The organism is Paraburkholderia sp. BL18I3N2 (assembly GCF_003001875.1).
GTDB lineage: Bacteria > Pseudomonadota > Gammaproteobacteria > Burkholderiales > Burkholderiaceae > Paraburkholderia > Paraburkholderia phytofirmans.
Genome location: NZ_PVNC01000016.1, coordinates 104,656 through 127,238, shown reverse-complemented (window position 1 = coordinate 127,238; position 22,583 = coordinate 104,656). Strand labels below are relative to the sequence as shown.

21 protein-coding genes are annotated in these 22,583 nt (G+C 64.8%); 11 read left to right on the top strand and 10 right to left on the bottom strand.

The window, feature by feature from the left end; translation table 11 throughout:
* Positions 1-129: 129 nt before the first annotated feature.
* The 8 genes from B0G75_RS30470 to B0G75_RS30435 all read right to left on the bottom strand — a co-directional run bounded on the left by B0G75_RS30470 (position 130) and on the right by B0G75_RS30435 (position 7,880).
* Positions 130-948, bottom strand: a complete 819-nt coding sequence (locus B0G75_RS30470; protein WP_106313743.1) for a YhfC family intramembrane metalloprotease — start codon at positions 946-948, stop codon at positions 130-132.
* A 71-nt stretch (positions 949-1,019) separates the two neighbouring features.
* Positions 1,020-2,093 carry a LacI family DNA-binding transcriptional regulator gene (locus B0G75_RS30465; RefSeq protein ID WP_106313742.1) on the bottom strand — a complete coding sequence of 358 codons (1,074 nt, stop codon included), beginning with the start codon at positions 2,091-2,093 and terminating at the stop codon, positions 1,020-1,022.
* 19 nt (positions 2,094-2,112) lie between these two features.
* Positions 2,113-3,078 (bottom strand): D-glycerate dehydrogenase, encoded by a 966-nt coding sequence (locus B0G75_RS30460; RefSeq protein WP_106313741.1) that lies wholly within the window; start codon positions 3,076-3,078, stop codon positions 2,113-2,115.
* Positions 3,078-4,373 (bottom strand): MFS transporter, encoded by a 1,296-nt coding sequence (locus tag B0G75_RS30455; RefSeq protein WP_106313740.1) that lies wholly within the window; start codon positions 4,371-4,373, stop codon positions 3,078-3,080. The genes B0G75_RS30460 and B0G75_RS30455 overlap by 1 nt, the downstream gene beginning before the upstream one ends.
* Before the next feature lie 164 nt (positions 4,374-4,537).
* Complete coding sequence (locus B0G75_RS30450) at positions 4,538-5,521, bottom strand: sugar kinase (RefSeq protein ID WP_106313739.1); 984 nt, start codon at positions 5,519-5,521, stop codon at positions 4,538-4,540.
* A complete protein-coding gene (locus tag B0G75_RS42075; protein ID WP_374956932.1) occupies positions 5,451-5,597 on the bottom strand; it encodes a DUF3223 domain-containing protein in 147 nt (48 codons plus the stop codon). The genes B0G75_RS30450 and B0G75_RS42075 overlap by 71 nt, the downstream gene beginning before the upstream one ends.
* A 252-nt stretch (positions 5,598-5,849) precedes the next feature.
* Positions 5,850-6,623, bottom strand: a complete 774-nt coding sequence (locus tag B0G75_RS30440) for a TIM barrel protein (protein WP_106313789.1) — start codon at positions 6,621-6,623, stop codon at positions 5,850-5,852.
* Between the two features lie 348 nt (positions 6,624-6,971).
* Complete coding sequence (locus B0G75_RS30435; RefSeq protein ID WP_106313738.1) at positions 6,972-7,880, bottom strand: LysR family transcriptional regulator; 909 nt, start codon at positions 7,878-7,880, stop codon at positions 6,972-6,974.
* 121 nt (positions 7,881-8,001) lie between these two features.
* On the opposite strand from B0G75_RS30435, the gene B0G75_RS30430 reads away from it, so the two are divergent.
* The 8 genes from B0G75_RS30430 (at position 8,002) to B0G75_RS30395 (ending at position 15,738) form a co-directional block, all read left to right on the top strand.
* Positions 8,002-9,099, top strand: a complete 1,098-nt coding sequence (locus tag B0G75_RS30430; protein ID WP_106313737.1) for a YeiH family protein — start codon at positions 8,002-8,004, stop codon at positions 9,097-9,099.
* Between the two features lie 196 nt (positions 9,100-9,295).
* On the top strand, positions 9,296-10,033 hold the full coding sequence (locus B0G75_RS30425; RefSeq protein WP_106313736.1) for a glutathione S-transferase: 738 nt from the start codon (positions 9,296-9,298) through the stop codon (positions 10,031-10,033).
* Between the two features lie 112 nt (positions 10,034-10,145).
* The gene (locus B0G75_RS30420) at positions 10,146-11,879 is read left to right on the top strand and encodes a ClcB-like voltage-gated chloride channel protein (RefSeq protein ID WP_106313788.1); all 1,734 of its coding nucleotides are present in this window, start codon (positions 10,146-10,148) and stop codon (positions 11,877-11,879) included.
* A 164-nt stretch (positions 11,880-12,043) separates the two neighbouring features.
* Positions 12,044-13,381 carry a C45 family peptidase gene (locus tag B0G75_RS30415; protein WP_106313735.1) on the top strand — a complete coding sequence of 446 codons (1,338 nt, stop codon included), beginning with the start codon at positions 12,044-12,046 and terminating at the stop codon, positions 13,379-13,381.
* A 278-nt stretch (positions 13,382-13,659) separates the two neighbouring features.
* On the top strand, positions 13,660-13,914 hold the full coding sequence (locus B0G75_RS30410) for a hypothetical protein (protein WP_106284270.1): 255 nt from the start codon (positions 13,660-13,662) through the stop codon (positions 13,912-13,914).
* A gap of 189 nt (positions 13,915-14,103) precedes the next feature.
* Positions 14,104-14,334, top strand: coding sequence for a DUF2795 domain-containing protein (locus B0G75_RS30405; protein ID WP_106313734.1), 231 nt, complete (start codon positions 14,104-14,106; stop codon positions 14,332-14,334).
* Positions 14,331-15,233, top strand: a complete 903-nt coding sequence (locus tag B0G75_RS30400; RefSeq protein ID WP_106313733.1) for an AraC family transcriptional regulator — start codon at positions 14,331-14,333, stop codon at positions 15,231-15,233. Before B0G75_RS30405 ends, B0G75_RS30400 begins: the two co-directional genes overlap by 4 nt.
* 115 nt (positions 15,234-15,348) lie before the next feature.
* Positions 15,349-15,738: a cupin domain-containing protein gene (locus tag B0G75_RS30395; protein ID WP_106313732.1), complete on the top strand. Its 390-nt coding sequence runs from the start codon at positions 15,349-15,351 to the stop codon at positions 15,736-15,738.
* 134 nt (positions 15,739-15,872) lie between these two features.
* On the opposite strand, the gene B0G75_RS30390 is transcribed toward B0G75_RS30395, so the two are convergent.
* Positions 15,873-16,934, bottom strand: a complete 1,062-nt coding sequence (locus B0G75_RS30390) for a LysR family transcriptional regulator (RefSeq protein WP_106313731.1) — start codon at positions 16,932-16,934, stop codon at positions 15,873-15,875.
* A 302-nt stretch (positions 16,935-17,236) separates the two neighbouring features.
* Between B0G75_RS30390 and B0G75_RS30385 the strand changes: the two genes are divergently transcribed.
* The gene (locus B0G75_RS30385) at positions 17,237-17,449 is read left to right on the top strand and encodes a hypothetical protein (RefSeq protein ID WP_106313730.1); all 213 of its coding nucleotides are present in this window, start codon (positions 17,237-17,239) and stop codon (positions 17,447-17,449) included.
* Positions 17,450-17,467: 18 nt separating this feature from the next.
* Here the strand turns inward: B0G75_RS30385 and B0G75_RS30380 are convergent, their stop codons facing one another.
* Positions 17,468-18,085 (bottom strand): TetR/AcrR family transcriptional regulator, encoded by a 618-nt coding sequence (locus tag B0G75_RS30380; RefSeq protein ID WP_106313729.1) that lies wholly within the window; start codon positions 18,083-18,085, stop codon positions 17,468-17,470.
* A gap of 219 nt (positions 18,086-18,304) precedes the next feature.
* On the opposite strand from B0G75_RS30380, the gene B0G75_RS30375 reads away from it, so the two are divergent.
* On the top strand, positions 18,305-19,456 hold the full coding sequence (locus B0G75_RS30375; protein ID WP_106313728.1) for an efflux RND transporter periplasmic adaptor subunit: 1,152 nt from the start codon (positions 18,305-18,307) through the stop codon (positions 19,454-19,456).
* Positions 19,453-22,581 (top strand): efflux RND transporter permease subunit, encoded by a 3,129-nt coding sequence (locus B0G75_RS30370; RefSeq protein ID WP_106313727.1) that lies wholly within the window; start codon positions 19,453-19,455, stop codon positions 22,579-22,581. The genes B0G75_RS30375 and B0G75_RS30370 overlap by 4 nt, the downstream gene beginning before the upstream one ends.
* Positions 22,582-22,583: the final 2 nt, after the last annotated feature.

Sequence of the window (22,583 nt, the reverse complement as noted above, 5' to 3'; positions counted from 1 at the left end):
TGCGTGGCTATTGCTTGGTCGCGACGCGGTCGTCGGGCGTGCACAGAGCCGCCATCAAGCAGCCGTCATGCGCCTATCGCGTGGTCTTCAGCCAGTCTTCACGCCGTCGTCACGCGTGCACAACATCCATCAAGCGGCCACCGCAGGACGCCTGTACGCCCGGAACAACAACCCCGCGACGATCACCGCTGCCACTGCGTACACGGCGTCCACCGCCGCAAGCGGCACGAGCTGCGCCTGAAACAATGCCGCGGGCACATCCACCAGCGCATGCAACCCGATCGCGAGCGGCAGGATGCCGCGCCAGCCCGCCCGCAAGCCGCGCCACATCAGCACGGACAAGCCGATCTGGAACACCAGCGCGGCCACCCGTTCGAGCGCGAAAATGCCCGCCGTCTGCGGCGTCAGGCTGGCGAGAATCAGGTGGATGCGCATCAACGAATCGGTCGGCAAATTGCTCAGATAGCCGTCCAGTTGGCCGCGGTTTTCGAAGACCGCGAACAGGATCCATTGAATCTGCACCAGCACGCCGACGAGCCATGCTTCGGCGCCGCCGTGGCCCAGGCCGTAGGTCAGCGCGGTGCCGTCGTTCGTGCCCGCCGCGAACGACGTGGAGCCGGCCTTCGCCGCCGCCCGCCTGAGCAACAGCCGCATGCCGATAAACCGCCCCACTTCCTCGCAAATACCCGCGGCCAGCGCGCCGTACACCACGAAGGCGAGCGGATTCGACAGGAAGTTCGCGGTTGCTTCGTTCCGATGCAGCACGTAGTCGTTCAGCGCGCGTTCGATCACCATAGCGAACAGCGCGAACACGGCGATGCCTGTGATGGCGTCACGCGGCTTGAGCGCGAGCGGCCGGCGCAGTCGGCGGTAGATCAGGAAGGGTAAAGCGGCGACGAGCAGCGTCGCGAGGGCGAGGCTCGAGAGGGTAAGCGGTGCTACAACCATGAGTTTCCTTGCGATGTCCGGCGCGCACCCGCTGCGCGCCGCAGCCCGAATGATCGCAGATCGGCGGGAATTCAGCGCAAAGTGGAGGCGCGGACGATCAATTCGCCCGGCAGAAGACAGTCGCGCGCGGCGGTCTGAACGCCTTCGATGCGTTCGTGCAGGAACTCGACCGCGCGGTAGCCGATCTCGTAGGTCGGCTGGCGGATCGTGGTGACGCCGGTCAGCTCGGCCCAGTCGGGGTCGTCGATGGAAAGCAGCGCGACGCGGGCTTGCCAGTCGGCGCCGTAGCGCGCTTTCAGATGCAAGGCGAGACATAGCGCGACAGGCGCGTTCGCCGCGAACAGGGCGATGCGCGCGGCGTTGCCGGTGGTGGCGGCGTCGCTCGTTTCAGCGGCTGCGTCGATCGCGCGATCCAGTTCGGCGAGGCTGCGCGCCACCTCGTCTGCGGCCGCGAGGTTGAGCACCAGCGTGTGACCGCGCGCGGCGCTCTTGCCGCGTTGCTCGCTTTGAGCACTCATCGCCTCACGAAACGCCGCTTCGCGCAGCTGCCGCGAGCTGACCTGCTCGAAAGGCTGAACCACGAACCAGATATCGTCGAAACCATTGTCCAGCAGATGCCGCGTACCGAGTTCAGCCGCCGCCCGGTTGTCGAGCCCGACCATATCCGTGACGAGCCCATCCACCGAACGGTCCACCAGCACCGCCGGAATCCCGCCGCCGCCCACCGGCCGCAGCGTTTCCTCGCGCACGCCAAGCGCGTTGACGATCACGCCTTCGACCCGGTACGTGGTGAGCAGTTGCAGATAGCGCCGCTCCATCTCGACTTCGTTCGCCGCGTGACAGATCAGCGGCATCAGCCCGAGCGCGTGGCATGCCGCTTCCACGCCTTGCAGCACTTCGACCGTGTAGGGGTTCGTGAGGTCGGCGAGCAGCATGCCGATCAGGCGGTTGCGGCCACGCTTGAGGCCGCGCGCCATCTGGTTGGGCTGATAGTCGAGACGCGCGATCGCGGCCTCGATGCGCGCGCGCAGTTCCGGCGACAGCACGCTCATCTCGCCGTTCAGATAGCGCGAGATGCTGGTCTTGCCGGTGCCGGCTTCGCGCGCGACGTCGGTGATCGTCGCGCGGCGCGGCGTGGTGCTCATCGGCTCCTCATCGATAGGCTCATTTAGAAAGCACTTCGCGGTTGACGATATTGCTGGTCAGCGTGCCGTCGAGCGCGGCGACCAGGTTTTCCGCCGCATTACGCGCCATCGCGTGACGGGTTTCGTGGGTCGCCGAACCGATATGCGGCAACGCGACCACATTCGCCAGCTTCAGCAGCGGCGAGTCGGCCGGCAGCGGTTCGGTTTCGAACACGTCGAGACCGGCGCCGTGGATCGTGCCATTCTGCAGCGCCTCGATCAGCGCCTTTTCGTCGACGGTCGCGCCGCGCGAGGCGTTGATCAGGATCGCGCTTTTCTTCATCGACTTCAACTCGGCCGCGCCGATCAGATGCTTCGTTTCCGGCGTCAAAGGCACTTGCAGGCAGACAAAATCCGCCGTGGCGAGCAGCTCCGCCAACTCGACGCGCCGCGCACCGTACGCCTCTTCGGCTTGCGGGTTCGCGCTGCGGTTGGTGTACAGCACCTTCATGTTGAAGCCGAGCGCCGCGCGCCGCGCCACAGCGCCGCCGATCCGCCCGAGCCCGACGATGCCGAGCGTCTTGCCCTGCACGTCGACGCCGAACAATGCCGGGCCGATGCTGTGCTGCCAGTGCCCCGCCTTCACCCATTCGGCGAGTTCGACCACTCGCCGCGCCGACGCGAGAATCAGCGAGAACACCGTGTCCGCGGTGGACTCGGTCAGCACGTCCGGCGTGTGCGCGAGCACGATGCCGCGGCGCGTGAGATCGGCCACGTCGAACTGGTCGAAGCCCACCGAGATGGTCGAGAGCGCCTTGAGCCGCGTCGCGCCTTCGAGCATCGCCGGCGTGATCTTCACACTAGAACCGATGCCGCCGTCCGCGTCTTTCAGCACGGCCACGAACGCGTCGTGCTGCGTGGCATCGACCTGCACGACTTGCGCATGCTGTTGCAGATAGGCGAGCACGTCTTCGGGCAACGACTTCCAGGCGACGATCTTCTTCATCAGCTTATTTTCCTTGCGACGGTGTGGCGAGCGGTGGCCGCGCTGCTGGTTTCCTGCTGCTGCGGTTTGACTATAAGCGTCAGAATCACGGCGGCGACGAGCGCCACGCTCATGAATGCATACGACGCGGCGGGCGAACCGGTCGCGCCGTTCAGGTAGCCGACCACGTACGAGCCGACGAACGAACCGAGCGCGCCCATGCTGTTGATCAGCGCCATTGCGCCGCCCGCGACGTTCTTCGGCAGCAGTTCCGGCACGATCGCGAAGAACGGGCCATACGGCGCGTACATCGCGGCGCCGGCGATCACCAGCAAGGCATACGAGAGCCAGAAATGCGTGGAGCCGAGCGCGTACGAAGCCGCAAACGCGACCGCGCCGACCAGCAGGAACGGCCACACGAATACCTTGCGGCGGTTGAGTTTATCCGATGCCCACGAAGCTGCAAGCATTGCGATGGTCGCGGCGAGATAAGGCAGCGCCGAGAGCCAGCCGGTTTCGACCATGCCGAGCGTCGAACTGTTCTTGAGGATCGACGGCAGCCACAGCACGAAACCATACACGCCGATGCTCCAGCAGAAGTATTGCGCGCACAGCTTGATCACCGCGGGCGTTTTGAACGCGTCGCTGTAGTTGCGCACCGGCTTGATCGCGGCCTGCTCGGCGCGCAGCGTTTCGGCGAGGTCGTCCTTCTGTTGCTGCGTGAGCCACGACACCTGTTGCGGCTTGTCCTTCACGATGAACCACCAGCACACGGCCCAGAGAATCGCGGGTGCGCCTTCGACGACGAACATATGACGCCAGCCGAACGAATGCACCAGATAGCCCGACACCACCGACATCCACAGCACCGTCACCGGATTGCCGAGAATCAGGAAAGTGTTGGCGCGCGAGCGCTCGCTCCTGGTGAACCAGTTGCTGATGAAGATCAACATGGCCGGCATCACCGCGGCTTCGACCACGCCGAGCACGAAGCGGATCACCATCAGCGAGGGGATATTGCTGACCATGCCGGTGAGCGACGCGCAAGCGCCCCACAGAATGAGGCTCCAGAACACGAGCTTCTTGACGCTGCGGCGTTCCGCGTAGATCGCGCCGGGAATCTGGAAGAAGAAATAACCGAGGAAGAACAGCGCGCCGATCAGCGACGACAGTCCTTTGCTGATGCCGAGATCCTGGTTGATGCCGGCGGCCGACGCGAAACCGTAGTTCGCGCGATCCAGATAAGCGAGGCTGTAGGTGATGAATACGATCGGCATGATCGTCCACCAGCGGCGAATCGCAAGCGATGAAGTCATGGGGTGTCTCCTTGGACGGCTTCCCGAAACAATGATGGACGGTCTTGGGGCGCTCTGTTCGAGCGCTCTTGCTGTTATCGAAGCGGCTTGGTTCAACGCGGCTTGCGGTCTTGCGAGCCGCGCGGTCCTTTCGGTCCTTTCGGTCCTTTCGGTCCTTTCGGTCGTCAGGCCGCGGCTGCGACGGACGGCACTTGCGCCGCTTCCAACGCGTCGAGTTCGGCGCGGCTCGGCAACCCTTCCGAATCGCCGATCACCTGAATCGCCAGCGCGCCGATGCGGTTGCCGCGCGCCACCGCTTGCGGCAGCGACTTGCCTTCGAGCAAAGCGCTGACCACGCCGACGGCAAATCCATCTCCCGCGCCGACCGTGTCCACGACTTTCGCAACCGGCTGACCAGCGATCACGGCGGCATCGTCGGCGGTGCGGAAGTACGCGCCCTGCGCGCCCAACTTGATGATCACGCCGCGCGCGCCCTGCTCCAGATAGAACTTCGCAATGTCCTCGGGCTGCGTATAGCCGGTCAGAATCTCGCCTTCGCCGATGCCGGGCAGCACCCAGTCGGCCAGCGCGGCGAGCGCATTCAGACCTTCGACCATTGCGGCGCGCGACGGCCACAGCGTCGGACGCAGGTTCGGGTCGAACGAAATCGTCTTGCCGGCGGCACGCATTTCGCGCGCCAGGTGAAACGCGAGTTCGCGCGAACTCGCCGAAATCGCGGGCGCCACGCCGGTCAGATGCAGGTGGCGCGCTTGCAGCACGTAGTCGGCCGCATAGTCGGCCAGCGACAGATGGCTCGCCGCCGAACCCTTGCGGAAATACTCGATCGCCGGGTCGCTGCCGTCGTCGTTTTTCGACTTCAGCTGGAAGGCGGTCGGATAGCGCTCGTCGGTCGTGACACAGCCCTGGTCGATGCCCTCTTTCGTCAACGTGTCGCGCACGTACTGGCCGAACGAATCGTTGCCGACGCGGCTCATCCAGCCGACCTTGAAGCCGAGGCGCGACAAACCGATCGCCACGTTCAGATCGGCGCCGGCGACGCGCTTCGTGAACTGCCCGACGCCCGCGAGCGGGCCGGTTTCAGCGGCCACGAACATGGCCATCGCTTCGCCGTAGGTAATGACATCGAGTGCTGCGGTTGTCTTGCTCATGCTTCGCTCCTGCGTGATCCTTTTTGCTGCGTGTTTTGCGTGTTTTGCGTGGGTGGTCGTCGCTTACGGTTTGCAGCGTCAGGTTGGCGGCGTGTCGTTTGGGCCTACCGCTTTGCGCACAGCATTCATGCTTTCCATTTGCCTCTGTCCGTTTGCTACTTTCCGTTTGCTACTTTCCGTTTGCTGCTTGCCGTTCGCTACTTTCCGGTAGCTGCCTTCCGTTTGCCGCTTCCCACGCCGCTTTCCATTGCTGCGACCCGTTCGCCGCGTGCTTGCTGCCGCGTGCTTTTCCCGGTGCCGCTTCTATCTCTCAGGTTCCACATGCCGCTCACGCGGCGGCCAGCCACGCGACGTAATGCGCCGCGTCCGCGTCGGTACGGCTCGCATCGAACGGAAACTCGATGCCGCGCGGCACATGACGCGGCAGCTTGTCGAGGACCGCGGCGAACTGCGCGTCGTCGGCGGCAGGGGCGGCGGGAAAGCGTCGTGCGCCCTCGCCCACCGTAGTTTTGCAATGGATGTAGTCCACATGCGCCGCCAGCGGCGCGGCTGCGTCGAGCGGCATCACCTCGCGCCAGGCCCAGTTGCCGATGTCGAAGGTCATGCCGAGCACATCCGCGTGGCCTTCGCGCGCCAACGCGTCGAACAGGCCGGTGAACTGCGCGAGCGAACCGCCCTCGGCTAACTGCCCGTTTTCGACGACGAGGCGCAGTTCCGCGCAGCGCATGTGATCGGCGATCACGGCGGCATTGGCGTCGGTGGCGAAACCGCCGAGTTGCAACTTCACGAAACGCGCGCCGAGCGCGAGCGCTTCTTCGATCGAGAGACGCAACGCTTCGGCGTCGAGCTTGCCCTGCGCCGTGTACAGCGAAGCCGGCGTGGAATACACGGACCACAAGCCCAATTCCGCGATTTGCCTGCCGAGTTCGCGCAGGTTGTGCGGCGCGGCGTCGGTTTCGTCGGCGAACAGTTCGCGGCGCACTTCGAAACCCGCCGCGCCGGCCTGTTTGCTCGCTTGCGCCCACTTCAAATGACCGTCCGTGCGGACCGCGTCCATCCCGAATGCGCTTGCGACGATCACCACGTCCACTGCATCAGCCATGTCGAATTCGCTCAAATCTGTCTCGTCATTGGCATTTGGAACCGGTTCCAAATGCACTTCGAAAAAAAGCGCCGAGGCGCTTCCGATGCCCGAATAGTGCGCCGAGGGCGCCGTCATGCACCATAGTGGAAATCCCCAGGCGCGGCTTGGCACGGTGTGGGATTTGCGGCCCGGCTTGGCCACTTGGACGCTTTCACTGGGAAATTCGTCCGGCGGCCGGCGGCTACAAGGGCGCTAGCCTGGAGCCACAGGCCGAGCGGCGACGGTCACAGGCTAGGCGCCAGACCGTGACGCGTTTTTTGCGCCAAACCACCCGCACGCGGTGCGCCGGCTGCCAGCGCCGAAGACTCAAGGCTCGTCCGCGAGACACAGCGCGAGAAACTGCTCCACCACCCGCGACGGCGCGCTCGCATGCGGCACCAGAATCGACAGGCGCCGCGTGAGCGGCTCAGGACCGAGCGACAGCAGGCACAGCGCGCGGTCCTCATGCCGCATGGACATGGCCGACACAAAGCCGATGCCCATGCCCGCGCGCACCGCCTCCTTCACGCCTTCGACGCCCGCAATCTCCAGCGCCACGCGCATCGGCACGCCGGCCCGCGCGAACGCCCGCTCGACGATCTGCCGCACGCCCGAGCCCGCCTCGCGCAACACCAACGGATATTCGCCGAAAGCCGCCAGCCCCGCCTGGCCGCCCTCGCCCACCTGCGCCACCTCCGCCAACTGCGCCAATGGATGCGCACGCGGCATGATCGCGACGATCTCGTCTTCGCGCCACGAGTGCACCGCGGTGTCCGGCGGCAGATCCACGCCGACCGGCCCCTCGATCATCGCGATGTCCACTGAATCGAGCGCGCCGACGATCTCCGTGGTGTTGCCGTCGGCCGTATGCAGCGTCACGTCCGGATAGCGGCGATGGAAGTCGGCGATCAGATACGGCAGCAGGTAGCTCGCGGGCGTGGTGCTCGCCCCAATCCGCAAGGTGCCCTGCTCCAAGCCGCGCAAGGCGTCGCGGTACGCATGCGCCTGCCGCCAGGTGTCGCGCAGCCGCGTGGCGTAGCTGGCGAGCTGCTCGCCCGCGGGCGTGAGACGCACGCCGCGGCCGTCACGCTGATAGAGCGGCTCGCCGAATTCGTCCTGCAACTGCCGCAACTGGCCGGACACGGCGGGCTGCGACAAATGCAGCGCCACAGCCGCCCGGCTGATGTTGCGATGTTCGGCGACGGCAGCGAAAGTTATAAGTTGATCCGGGGTCATGGAGGCTGAAGTATCGGCTGAGGCGATACCTTACATTCTAAATCATGATTTTTCATATCGATATCTCTAATTTAGGATTAGCCCCATCGAATCTTCGTCAGTCACAGAAAAGGGCTGCTCCATGTCCACCGCTCATCTCACCGCCGCCAGTACGACGCCCGCCGGGTTTTCCACCCGCGGGCAGCTCAACGGCGTTCTGTTCGTCGCGCTGTTTGCCGCTGCCGTCACGCGCATCGCGGCGATTCCCGCCATCGCCGGATTGGGCTTGAGCCCGCTGATCGTCGGCATCGTCGGCGGCGCCATTTACGGCAATGCGCTGCGCGACGGCATGCCCGCCAGTTGGGCGGCCGGCGTCAATTTTTCGGCGCGCAAGTTGCTGCGCATCGCCGTTGCCTTCTTCGGGCTGCGCGTCAGCCTGCAGGAAATCGCTCAGGTCGGCGTGCCCGGCCTTGCGGAATCGGTTCTGATCGTGGTCAGCACGCTCGTGATCGGCACGTGGGCCGGCATGAAGATCATGAAGCTCGATCGCGACACCGCTTTGCTGACCGCCGCGGGCAGCGCGATCTGCGGCGCCGCCGCCGTGCTCGCCTTCGAATCGACGCTGCAATCGAAGCCGCATAAAAGCGCGATGGCCGTAGGCAGCGTGGTGCTGTTCGGCACGCTCTCCATGTTCCTTTACCCTGTTCTCTTCAAGGCAGGCTGGCTGCATCTGGACACGGTCGGCGCGGGCCTGTTTTTCGGCGGCACGATCCACGAAGTAGCGCAGGTGGTCGGCGCGGCCAGCAACGTGAGCCCTGAAGCGACGCACATTGCCACCATCGTGAAGATGACTCGCGTGATGTTGCTGGTGCCGGTGCTGCTGATGGTCGGCATGTGGGTGAACCGTTCGGCGCGGCGCGATTCGGCCGCGGCCGGCGCGCAGGACGGCGCCCACGGCAACGCGCCGCGCAAGCTGGCGATTCCGTGGTTCGCGGTCGGCTTTCTCGCCTTCGTCGTGATCAACTCGCTGCATGTGCTGCCGGAAACCGCGACCAGCACGCTCAACACGCTGGACACCTTCGCGCTGACCATGGCCATGACCGCGCTCGGCATCGAAACGCGTATTGCGCAGATCCGTCAGGCCGGCCCCCGCGCGCTGACCACCGGCTTCATCCTGTATGTGTGGCTGATTGCCGGCGGACTCGGAGTTACATGGACTGTCCAGCACCTGTTCGGCTAAGCCGCCCTCGCCTTCAAACCCACCCCGCCGCGTGCGGGGTTTTGCGCATTCTGGAGACCCGACCTGCCCGCTCGCACGGCATACTGGTTGCTGCCGTTGTCAGCCCATGCAGCATGCTTAGGCGGTCCGCTGCCGGGCGCCGCGTTGCGCCCCGTCTTCGCGTCTGTGTCAATGCAACCGGAATGAGGATCGATCGATGAGCCTGGAACTTTACTACTGGGACGGCCTGCAGGGCCGCGGCGAATTCGTGCGGCTCGCGCTGGAAGAAGCCGGCGCCGACTACGTGGAAGTGGCACGCGGCGAAGCATCGGAAGGTCTGGGCACCAGGACGATGATGTCGGTGATGAAGAGCAAGGACGAGCCTTATCCGCCGTTCGCGCCGCCGTTTCTGAAAGACGGCGACCTGGTGATCGCGCAGACCGCCAACATTCTGTTCTATCTCGGCCCGCGGCTGAACCTCGCACCCTCGGTGGAGAGCTTGCGCTATGTGGCCAACGGCCTGCAACTGACCATCGCGGACATGGTCACCGAGGCGCACGACACGCATCACCCGCTCGCCAGCGCGCTGTACTACGAAGACCAGAAAGACGCCGCCAAAGTGCGGGCACACGACTTCATCGACAACCGCATTCCGAAGTTCATGTCGTACTTCGAACGCGTGCTCAAACAGAATCCGGCCGGCGATCAGTTCATGGTGGGCGACACGCTCACTTACGTCGACCTGTCGATGTTCCAGCTGATCGACGGCCTGCTGTACGCGTTTCCCCGCGCGCTCAAGCGTTTCGGCGAACACTACCCGCGGCTCGCCGCCTTGCACGACGCGGTGGTCGAACGGCCGAACATCGCCGCGTATCTGCAGTCCGAGCGGCGCATCGAACACAACGAGGCCTGCATTTTCCGGCACTACCCGGAACTCGACAAGGCGGCGACTTGAGCCGCGCCTTCTTCCCGCGTTCACTCAATGTTTCGCGCCCGCCGTCCAAAGCGGGCGCGATGCTGTTACCGTGCGCGCTGATCAACCCACTTTCACGACCCGTACCGTCGACGTGCTTTCATTCCTGCTGAAGCTGCGCACCCGCGCCCAAAATCTGTTCCGCCTTTCCGACGCCCACACGATGCTGATCTGGTCGGTCGTGGTCGGCGTCGCGGGCGCGTTCGCGACCATTGCCTTTCGCGAAGCCATCGCGCTGCTGCAATTCGCGATCGTCGGCAAGTCCGGCAGTTTCGTCGAAATGGCGCGCGGCTTGCCGTGGACCGTGCGGATCTGGCTGCCCGCGGCAGGCGGCCTGATCGCGGGCTTCTTTCTGCTGATCGCGCGGCGTTACGAGGACAAATGCAATCACATCGATTACATGGAAGCGGTCGCGATCGGCGACGGTGTCGTGCCGGTCAAGCTGAGCATGTGGCGCAGCGTGTCGTCGCTGTTCACGATTTCGAGCGGCGGGTCGATTGGCCGCGAAGGTCCGATGGTGCAACTTGCGGCGCTCGCCGGTTCGCTGATCGGACGCTGGGTGCATTTCGATCCGCCGCGGCTGCGCCTGCTGGTGGCCTGCGGCGCGGCGGCCGGGATCACCTCTGCGTACAGCGCGCCGATCGCGGGCGCGTTTTTCGTCACCGAGATCGTGCTCGGCTCGATCGCGATGGAAAGCTTCGGGCCCGTGGTGGTGTCGGCGGTGGTCGCCAATATCACGATGCGTGAGTTCGCCGGCTACAAGCCGCCGTACGAAATGCCGGTGTTTCCGCCGGTGGCCGGCCTGGAGGTGCTGCTGTTCGTCGCGCTCGGCGCGCTGTGCGGCGCGGCCGCGCCGCAGTTTCTGCGGCTCCTCGACGTGTCGAAGCAAAGCTTTCGCAAACTGCCGGTGCCGTTGCCCGTCAGGCTCGCGCTCGGCGGCCTGGTGGTCGGCATTCTGTCGGTCTGGACGCCCGAGGTGTGGGGCAACGGCTACAGCGTCGTCAACGCGATCCTGCATTCGTCGTGGACGTGGACCGCGCTCGTCCTCGTGCTGGTGTTCAAGCTCGTCGCCACGGCGGCTACGGCGGGCTCCGGCGCGGTCGGCGGGGTGTTCACGCCGACGCTGTTCGTCGGCGCGGTAGTCGGCTCGCTGTTCGGCCAGGGCATGCACGCGCTGTGGCCGCACGGCACGTCGGCGCCGTTCGCGTACGCAATGGTCGGCATGGGCGCGTTTCTGGCGGGCGCGACCCAGGCGCCGCTGATGGCGATCCTGATGATCTTCGAGATGACGCTCAGCTATCAGGTCGTGCTGCCGCTGATGCTCTCGTGCGTGGTCGCCTATTTCGTGTCGCGCGCGATCGGCAAGAACTCCATGTACGAAATCACGCTGCGCCGCAATCAGGAGGAACAGGAGCGCTCGCGACTGCGCGCCACGCAGATGCGTGAGCTGATCCGCCCCGCCGAAACCGTCGTGCCGCCCAACGCGACCGTGCAGGACATGACACGCGTGTTCCTCGAATATCCGGTGAAGTATCTCTACGTGGCGAACGAGTCAGGCGCGTTTCTGGGCGTGGTCGCTTTAAAGGACATCACATCGGATCTGCTCGACGGCAGCGACACCTCCGCGAAGACCGCGGCGAACTATTTGCAGCCGCATTTCGACGTGCTCACGCCGGACATGCCTCTCGGCGTAGCCTTGCAGCACTTCCTCGCGTTTCAGGGTGAACGCCTGCCGGTGATCGAGAGCGCCGCGCACCCCACGCTCGCCGGCGTGGTCTACAAAACCTCGCTGCTCGACGCCTATTTCCGCATGAATCCGACGCGTTAGGCGCCGCGCTCAATCCGCCTCCAGGCCGCGCCCGCGGTCTCTTTGGGGCCCGTGCAAAGCGCGGCAAATTCTCTACAATGGACAGACCGCTGCGGCTCACGCCGACAGCGCGCGTTACGCCAGAACGGGCGCGCCGAGACGCCCGCCCTTCGATCGGAGCGAAGATGAGCGAACCGTCCCTCGATGCCGTGCGCCGCGACCAGGCAGGCTGGATTTTCCTGCATATCGAAGGTGAACCCTACGATCGCGGCGAGCAGCACGGCCAGTTGCTCGCCAATGAAATCCGCAACGCGATCCACACCGCCCGCTACCTCGCGAAATGGGACACCGGCGAAGATTTCGACACCTTCGTCAACGCCGCGGTCTCGCAGTTCGCCAACAAACTCGACACCGAATTCGCCGACGAAATCCAGGGCATCGCCGACGGCGCGAAGCTGCCGTTCGCCGAAGTGCTGGCGTGGAACGGCTACATGGATCTGCTGCAAAGCTGGTGGCCGACCCACGCGTCGCAGAAGCAGCCGAACCTCGGCGTGAAGCCGTGGCGCGGACGGCGCGGGCACCACTGCAGCGCGTTCATCGCCACCGGCCGCGCAACCCGCGACGGCCGCATCGTGATGGCGCACAACTCGTGGGACCGCTACGCCGCCGGCGACGCATTCAACGTGATCTTCGACATCGTGCCCGACGAGGGCAACCGCATCCTCATGCAAGGCTTGCCCGGCTGCATTTCCAGTCTCACGGATTTCTGGGTCACCGCCGCCGGGCTGATGGTGACGGAAACCACCATCTCCAACTTCGCAGGCTACAACGCGGCGGGCGCGCCCGAGTTCTACCGCTCGCGGCGCGCGTCGCAGTACGCGAACAGCATCGGCGAATGGTGTGAAATGTTCGCGATCGCCAATAACGGCGGTTATGCGAACAGTTGGCTGCTGGGCGACGCCAAGACCGGCGAGATCGCGCGCTACGAACTCGGCCTGCACTTCTCCGGTTTCGAGAGCACCAAGGACGGTTTTTACAGCGGCTATAACACCGCGACCGACCTGAAGATCCGCAATCAGGAATGCCTCGGCGAAGGCGAAGACTATACGGACGTGCGCAAGAACGGCGCGCGGCGCCTGCGCTTCATGCAACTCGAGGAAATGCATCGCGGCAAGATCGATGTGGAGCTGGCCAAGGAGATGATCGCCGATCATCACGACGTCTATCTCGACCGTAACGACAACCCATGCTCGCGCACCATCTGCGGGCATCTGGAACTGGACGACGCGCGCTTCGGCGGCACCGATCACGGGCCGTTCAATCCGTGGGGCGCGAATGACGGCAAAGTGGTCGACAGCGAAATGGCGCGCGAGATGGCGTTCAGCGCGCGCTGGGGCCACCCTTGCGGGCGGCCGTTCGACGCGCAGGCGTTCATGAAGCGGCATCCGCAGTGGAACTGGCTGAACGGCTATATGCGCGATCGGCCTTCGTGGCCGTGGACGCGTTTCGACGTGCTGCGTTGAACCGTGGTACGCCGCGCTGCAACATCGGCGGCGCACGACCGTTCGCGATGACGCTGCTGCGCTGTTGCCGCGTTTCTGCCATCATCTGAAATCGACAATACGGTTTTGCCGCAAACGTGCGCGCTCAGACGAATTTGCGCGCATAAGATGGAAGATGCGCGTTAGCCGCCGATCGCGATACCTCGGCCACACCGCGCGGAGCATGCGCCGTCCTTTCGACGCGGGGACGGCACAGCGCTTGCTCAACTGTCAGCGCCGCATGAGCTTAGGAGGTCGGGATGAAAACCTCGACACTGTTGACCATGGTGACGCTGTCAGCCTCGTGTTTCGCCGCGCCGGTTCACACCGCGCCGGACAGCACGAACGCCAATAGTCTTGCCGAACGCGCCAACGCAGCACCCGTCGCCCCGGCGGCGCCGGATGTTGCCGCCACGGACAATAATCGTCCGCAGCAATGGCAACATATCGCGCTGCCCAAATCGCGGCATCTCGATCGAAGCTTCACTGGGCAGAATGAGCATTTGCAGACCTGACTCCGGCATGCACCTGAGCGCGCGCCGGTTGTACGCGTGAGACTTCACAGCGCTGAATCGGCGACGATGGCGAGCGCGCCGGTGCACTTTCTCAAGCGGCATACGGCAAATAACGCGGCCTCTGACGTTTCGTTCAGCGGCAACACTGACGTCCTCATCACCTCCAATCGTAATAACAGGAGCGTTTGCATGACCGCATCGGCTATTCCCGGCGAATCGATTGACCTGCAGATCAGCGATCTTCTGAGCGAAGTCCAGTTTCCGACTTACAAGGACGCGCTGGTCGACGCCGCGCGCGAAGCCGGCGCGAGCAACGAAGTGCTGTCGATGCTCGACGGCTTGCCGGAGCAGGATTACGCCGACGTGGCCTCCGTGACGCGCTACATCAGCGGCAATTACGGCCCGGGGCTCGGCGGATGAGCGAGGAACCGGCTTCATCGCTGCCGCGTTCCCAGCCGTATTCCCCTTCGCATACGCTCTCGTCTGCCCAGAACAAGCGCGGTTCCGACTGGATCTATCGCTCGCCGCAAACGGGCGGCGCGAGCGGCATCGAACGGATCGAGGCGTTCTTTCATCAGGCCGGCTACGCGATGCATCGCCACGATACTTATGCGATCGGCCGCACGCTGTCCGGCGTGCAGAGTTTTCGCTATCGCGGCAGCACCCGCAACAGCTTGCCGGGCGGCACGATGGTGCTACATCCCGACGAACCGCACGACGGCCAGGCCGGCACCGGCGACGGTTTCCACTACCGCATGATCTACGTCGATCCGGCGCTGTTCCAGCAGGCGCTCGGCGGCAAGCCGCTGCCGTTCCTGGAAGGCGGGCTGTCGAACGATCCGCGCCTGTTCGCGGCCACGGAAAGCCTGCTGCGCGCGATGGACAGCGCCATCGATCCGCTCGAACAGGACAGCGCGCTCTACGATCTGGCCGTCGCGCTCGACACCGTGGCAGGCGCGCCGGATACACCCCGTCCGGTGGATTACCGCGCGGCAACGCTTGCGCGCGACTACCTGCTGGCGTCGCTCGATCGCGCCGTCACGCTCGATGAACTCGCCGCCGCGGCGGGCCGCGACCGCTGGAGTCTGTCGCGGGATTTTCGCGCACTGTTCGGCACCAGCCCGCATCGCTATCTGACCATGCGGCGACTCGATCTGGTGCGGCAACTGGTGCTCAAGGGCGTGTCGCTCGCCGACGCCTCGGCGGCGAGCGGCTTCGCCGATCAGAGTCACATGACGCGGCACTTCAAGCACGCCTGGGGCGTCGCACCGGCGCAGTGGCTGAAGATGCTCGGCTCGCCTTCGGCCGGCGCGCGCTGAACGAAGGCGCGCCTGAACGCGCCGCACCGAACAAGCGCGCACAAACGTTCAAGACCCGCATCCCGCTTGCGCCGTACGCTCCTGCCTGACACAACCGCTCAGGAGGAGCACTGCGATGTCCGACGCTCAGGTCACTCAACGGCCGTATCAGGCCATCAATTTCGCGCAGAAACTGGGGCTCTTCAACGACCAGTGGCAAGCACGCGTGGTCGCCGAAATGAACGACTATCAGTTCAAGCTCGTGCGAATCGAAGGGGACTTCATCTGGCACGAGCATGCCGACACCGATGAGACGTTCATCGTTATCGAGGGGCAATTGCGCATCGACATGCGCGATGGTTTCGTACTGATTTCGGCGGGGGAAATGTTCGTGGTGCCGAAGGGCATCGAGCACAAGCCGTACGCCGAGCGTGAAGTGAAGCTGCTGTTGATCGAGCCGCGCGGCGTGAAGAATACCGGCGAGGAAATCAGCGAACGGACGGCGGCGAACGACGTGTGGATCTGAGTGAGTTGAGTTGCCGGCGCGGCTTTGCAGCCGCGCCTCAAGGCGAAGCGCGTCACGTGGAAATGGGAAACGGACCGCGAAGAGAACGCCCTAACGCCGCGCTTTCCAGCTCCGATACCCGCTCGCACCCGCCATCAAAACGGCGACGAAGCCGCGATCCGCGAGCGCGCGGCCTTGTGCAAGCGACGCGCTGCGTCGGCAGTCAATTCCGGCACGGGCAGGTCGTCGTCCATGCCCGCTGCAACCTCCGCGGTTCCGTTCCCGGAACGCGCCGGCGTCACAGCACGCGGATCGCGCGTCTGCTGTCCCGGCTGCTGGAAATACTCGACGAGGTGATCGATGAACGTGCGCACTTTCGCCGGCAAATGCAGGCGGCTCGGATAGGCGATCGTGACTTCGATCTGCGGCAAACGATACTCGCGCAGCAGCGGCACCAGCCGCCCGGACGCGAGGTCGCGGCCGATCAGATAGCTCGGCAGGATCGCCACGCCCATGCCCAGCAGCGCGAACTGCCTGAGCATCTCCGTATTGTTCGCGGCGATCGCATTCGTCGGACGCACGCGGACTTCGCCGTCCGGTCCGGTGAACACGCGCTCCTCGCCGCCCTGCTCGGACGGCCGGCTCAGACACGGATGCAAGAGCAGATGCTCGGGCCGCGTCGGCGTGCCGTGCTGCGCCAGATAAGCGGGCGTCGCGCACACCGTCATGTAGCCTGTCGTGAGCCGTCGCGTGACGATGCTCGCGCTACGCATGTGCCGCGCGACGAAAATGCCGACGTCGAAGCCCTCTTCCACCAGATCGACATGACGATCCGCGAGCGTGACGTCCGGCACCACATCCGGATAACGCGCGGCATAAGACTGCACCACCGGCGCGAGGCTGTGCAGCCCGAACACCACCGGCGCGACGATGCGCAAGGTGCCGACCGGCTCGTGATTGCGCGCCACCACCATCTGCTCCACGCCCTCCAGGTCGTCGAGAATGTGGCGCACGCGCTCCAGATAGGCCGTGCCGGACTCGGTCAGCGACAGCCGGCGCGTGGTGCGATTGAGCAGGCGCGTGCCGAGGCGCGCTTCGAGGTCGGCAACGTGGCGCGTGACGACCGCCGTGGAAAGATCCAGCGCGCCGGCCGCGCCGACGAAACTGCCGAGGTCGGCCACTTTGACGAATACGCGCATCGACTGCAATTGGTTCATGGGACGACTCCTGCCTCGGTAAAGCCGGGCCGGCGCACCCCTCGCGCCTGTGTCGACCCGCGCGGCAAGGCGCGCGCGGGTTTGCCCAACGATCCGATTGTATCGACCCGATCATGTCCCAACCCTGACCCGAACATGACAATCCGGACAGGTTCGCGAGGCGCTCGCGTCACGCTCGCAGGCTGCGCTTCTGAACTGATAACGCGCTTGTTGGCGAGCATTGTTGCGTATATCGACTAGGTAGAAACCCTAGTATTCTGGTAACATGGCATCCGAAAGAAATCAATTGCATTCAATCCGCCATGACACACCGTTTTCAGCTTCTCGAAAAAATCGCGTTCTCGCTGGTCTGCTGGTCCGCCGCGGCCTGCTCGGCATTCATCGCTTATGAGCGCTGCCCGGACATCAAGGTTGTCCTGCACGTGGGCGAAGAAGTGTTGCGCTACAGCGGTGAGTATTCGTACGCATGCGCCACGCCGGTTGCCGACGCCTGCACCCAGTTGCCCACCAACTGATCGCGCGCTCCAACGCGCTTACGCATCGCGCCCGAACACCACGCGCGCGAAAAATCCCGCCAGTACCGCTTCAACCCTCTCCGCCGGCACGTTCTGCGGGTCGACCGTGTAGAAGAACTGCAAGCCGTCGCACAAGCTCATCAGGCCGATCGCCAGCGTGTCCGGCGGCATCAGCATCGGCGTGCCGACCCGCGCCGAAAACTCGCGAATGTACAAGTCCAATTGCTCGAGCTTGTCGTGCATGAACGCGTTAAAGCGAATCCGGAAGCGGCCGTCGCGCACCGCGAGCAGCTTCGCCTCAGCCCACAGCAGGAAACACTTGTTCTCGCGATGCAGGTTGCTGTAATAGCGCAGCACGCGCTCTTCCATTTCCTCACGCGATACCGCGTTCGCGAAAATAGCCTGCAGCTCTGCCTGCATGACCTCGTGGTCGCGCCGCAATAGTTCGAGAAACAACTCGCTCTTGCTGCCGAAATTCGAATAGAACGCGCCACGCGTATAGCCCGCCGCCGCAGCAATGTCTTCGACACTCGCCGCGACAAACCCTTTCTTCATAAAAATTGCTTGCGCAGCGTCGAGCAGACGCTCGCGCGTCTGGTCCTTGCTCTGCTCGCGTGTCAGTCGTTGCCGTTTCATGGGCGCAAGTCTAGCACTGAAAAGAATTCGAATTCACTCCAACATTCAAATACAGGTGTGTATTAGAATGCACTTCGTCATTCCGAATCAGTCGCGTATGCCAATTGCATAAAACGGCCCGCGCGTCTTCGCTGGCGGGCCGCTGCGGCTTGCCCTGTTCGTTCGCTGTCTCCAGTTGGGGTAATCGTGAAGCCTCCCGGTCTTCCCGCATCGTCCGCGATGCGTCCGCAGTCCCATCCGTATCGTCATCGCGCGCGCCTGCGGCGCGCCGCATTCGTGCTGGTTCTAGCCGGCGCCGTCACGCTGGCCGCGTGTTCGAAGAAGGAAGCCGCGGCGCCCGAGCCGCGTCCGGTGGTGGCCGTCGCCGTGCATGCGGACGGCAGCGCCACGCAGGCGGCTTCCTTGCCCGGCGAGGTGCAGGCGCGCTATTCGACGCCGCTGTCGTTCCGCGTCGGCGGCAAGATCGTGGAGCGGCGCGTGCGTCTCGGCGATGTGGTGAAGAACGGGCAGATCGTCGCCCGCCTCGATCCGGCCGATCAACAGAAGAATGCCGCGAGCGCGCAAGCGCAACTCGCCGCCGCGCAGCACGCCCTCGCTTATGCGAAGCAGCAACTCGATCGCGATCAGGCGCAGGCCAAAGAAAACCTGATCGCGCCCGCGCAACTCGAACAGACCACCAATGCGTACGCATCCGCGCTCGCGCAGCGCGATCAGGCCGCGCAGCAGGCGGCGTTGTCGAAAGACCAGTTGCAATACACCACGCTCGCCGCCGATCACGCCGGCGTGATTACCGCGGAACAGGCCGACACGGGCCAGAACGTCTCCGCGGGCCAGGCTGTCTACAACCTCGCGTGGAGCGGGGACATCGACGTGGTGTGCGACGTGCCGGAAAGCGCGCTCGCCGCGCTCTCGGTCGGGCAACCCGCCAACGTCACGCTCGCCGCGCTGCCTTCGCGCAAATTCACAGCGCGCGTGCGCGAACTGTCGCCCGCCGCCGACCCGCAAAGCCGCACCTATCGCGCCAAACTCACGCTCGACAATCCCGGTCCGGACGTGCGCCTCGGCATGACCGCGGATATCGAACTCGCCGCGCCGGCTAACGCCTCGGCCAATCAGCACGGTTCGTTCACCGTGCCCGCCACGGCGCTGTTCCATGACGGCACGCAGCCCGCCGTGTGGATCGTGCGCGCCGCCGATAACGCGCTGGAACTGCGCCGCGTGACGGTCACGCGTTACAACGAACGCACCGTCGTGATCGGTCAAGGTCTCAAGGACGGCGAACGCGTCGTGTTGCAAGGCGTGCATACGGTGAGCGCCGGCGAAAAAGTCCGCGCGATCGCGCCGCTGCATCCCGAGGACTTCGCTTCATGAGCACCCCGCACGAAGAAGGACGCTTCAACCTGTCCGCATGGGCGCTGCGCCATCAGGCGCTGGTGGTTTTCCTGATCGCGCTCGCGACCGCCTTCGGCATCCTCGCCTATACGCGGCTCGCGCAGTCCGAAGATCCGCCGTTCACGTTCCGTGTGATGGTGATCCGCACCTTCTGGCCGGGCGCCACGGCGCGCCAGGTGCAGGAACAGGTGACGGACCGCATCGGCCGCAAATTGCAGGAGACGCCCGCCATCGATTTCGTGCGCAGCTACTCGCGCCCCGGCGAATCGCTGATGTTCTTCTCGATGAAGGACTCGGCGCCGGTCAAGGACGTGCCCGAGACCTGGTATCAGGTGCGCAAGAAAGTCGGCGATATTGCGGCGACGCTGCCGCAAGGCGTTCAAGGCCCGTTCTTCAACGACGAGTTCGGCGACGTCTACACGAACATCTACACGCTTGAAGGCGACGGCTTTTCTCCCGCGCAACTGCACGACTACGCTGACCAGTTGCGCACGGTGCTGCTGCGCGTGCCGGGCGTCGGCAAGGTGGACTATTTCGGCGATCCGGACCAGCACATTTACATCGAGATCGCCAACACGCAACTCACGCGCCTCGGCATCTCGCCGCAGCAACTCGGCCAGGCGATCAATTCGCAGAACAGCGTCTCGCAAGCCGGCACGCTGACCACGACCGACGACCGCGTGTTCGTTCGCCCTACCGGCCAGTTCAAAGACGTCATCGCGCTCGCCGACACGCTGATCCGCATCAACAACCGCTCGTTCCGTCTCGGCGATATCGCCACGATCAAACGCGGCTACGACGACCCCGTCGTCACGCAAATGCGCGCCGGCGGCAAGGCCGTGCTCGGCATCGGCGTGACGATGCAGCCGGGTGGCGACGTGATCCGCCTCGGCAAGGCCCTCGATCAGCAGATGGCGCAGTTGCGAAAGGCGCTGCCCGCCGGCCTGCAACTGGTCGAAGTGTCGAGCATGCCGGACGCAGTCGCGCGTTCGGTCGACGACTTTCTCGAAGCCGTCGCCGAAGCGGTGGCGATCGTGCTCGTGGTGAGCCTGGTATCGCTCGGCGTGCGCACCGGCATGGTGGTCGTGATCTCGATCCCGGTGGTGCTCGCCGTCACCGCGTTGTGCATGTATCTGTTCGACATCGGCCTGCACAAGGTGTCGCTCGGCACGCTTGTACTCGCGCTCGGACTGCTGGTCGACGACGCGATCATCGCCGTCGAGATGATGTCGGTGAAGCTGGAGCAAGGCTGGAACCGCACGCGCGCCGCGGCCTATGCGTACACCAGCACCGCCTTTCCGATGCTGACCGGCACGCTCGTCACCGTCTCCGGTTTTCTGCCGATCGCACTGGCCAAGTCGAGCACCGGCGAATACACGCGCTCGATTTTCGAAGTATCGGCGATCGCGCTGATCGCCTCGTGGCTCGCCGCGGTCGTGCTGATTCCGCTGCTCGGCTATCACCTGCTGCCCGAGCGCAAACGCGAGGCGCACGAAGCGCATTTACCCGACGATCACGAGCACGACATCTACGACACGCGTTTCTACCGGCGCCTGCGCGGCTGGATCGGCTGGTGCATCGAGCGCCGCTTCGTCGTGCTGGCGGTTACGGTCGCGCTGTTCGTGCTGGCCATGGCGGGTTTCACGCTGGTGCCGCAGCAGTTCTTCCCGAGTTCGGACCGTCCCGAGTTGCTGGTGGACGTGCGCCTGCCCGAAGGCGCGTCGTTCGAAGCCACGCTGCGCCAGGCCCAGCGGCTCGAAAAAGCGCTGGTGGGCCGCCCGGAAATCGATCATACGGTCGACTTCGTCGGCACCGGCGCGCCGCGTTTCTATCTGCCGCTCGATCAACAATTGCCGCAGCCCAATTTCGCGCAGTTCGTGATCACGGCGAAGTCGGTGAAGGACCGTGAGAAACTCGCGCAATGGCTCGAACCGGAATTGCGCAACAACTTCCCGGCAATTCGCACGCGCCTGTCGCGCCTCGAGAACGGGCCGCCCGTCGGCTATCCGGTGCAGTTCCGCGTGAGCGGCGACGACATCGCCACCGTACGCTCGATCGCCGAGCGCGTCGCCGCGACCCTGCGCGCGAACCGAGGCACCAGCAACGTCCAGTTCGATTGGGACGAACCCGCCGAGCGCTCGGTGCGCTTCGAAGTCGATCAGAAGAAAGCGCGCGAACTGGGCGTCAGCTCCGACGACATTTCCAGCTTCCTCGCGATGACGCTCTCCGGCTACACCGTCACGCAGTATCGCGAACGCGACAAACTGATCAGCGTCGATCTGCGCGCGCCTAAAGCGGAGCGCGTCGACCCTGCGCAACTGATCACGCTGGCGATGCCCACGCCGAACGGTCCCGTGCCGCTCGGCACGCTCGGCCATTTGCGCAACGACCTCGAATACGGCGTGATCTGGGAACGCGACCGTCAGCCGACCCTTACCGTTCAGTCCGACGTCGCGCCCGGCGCGCAAGGCATCGACGTCACGCATGCGGTGGACAAGGCGCTGGGCCCGATTCGCGCGACCCTGCCGGTCGGCTACCGGATCCAAATCGGCGGCTCGGTCGAGGAAAGCGGCAAAGGCCAGACCTCGATCAATGCGCAGATGCCGATCATGATCATCGCCGTGCTCACGCTCCTGATGATCCAGCTGCAAAGTTTCGCGCGCGTGCTGATGGTCGTGCTGACCGCGCCGCTCGGGCTGATCGGCGTGGTGCTCACACTGCTGCTGTTCGGCCAGCCGTTCGGCTTTGTCGCGATGCTCGGCGTAATCGCGATGTTCGGCATCATCATGCGCAACTCGGTGATTCTGGTCGATCAGATCGAACAGGACATTGCCGCCGGGCATAAGCGCTTCGATGCGATCGTCGGCGCGACGGTGCGGCGCTTCCGGCCAATCACGCTGACCGCAGCGGCGGCCGTGCTCGCGCTGATTCCGCTATTGCGCTCGAACTTTTTCGGCCCGATGGCGACCGCGCTGATGGGCGGGATTACGAGCGCCACGATCCTCACGCTGTTCTATCTGCCCGCGCTGTACGCCGTGTCGTTTCGCGTGCGTGCCGATGAACGCGAGCCGCAGACGTCCGGTCCGAAGCATACGGGGAATTGAGC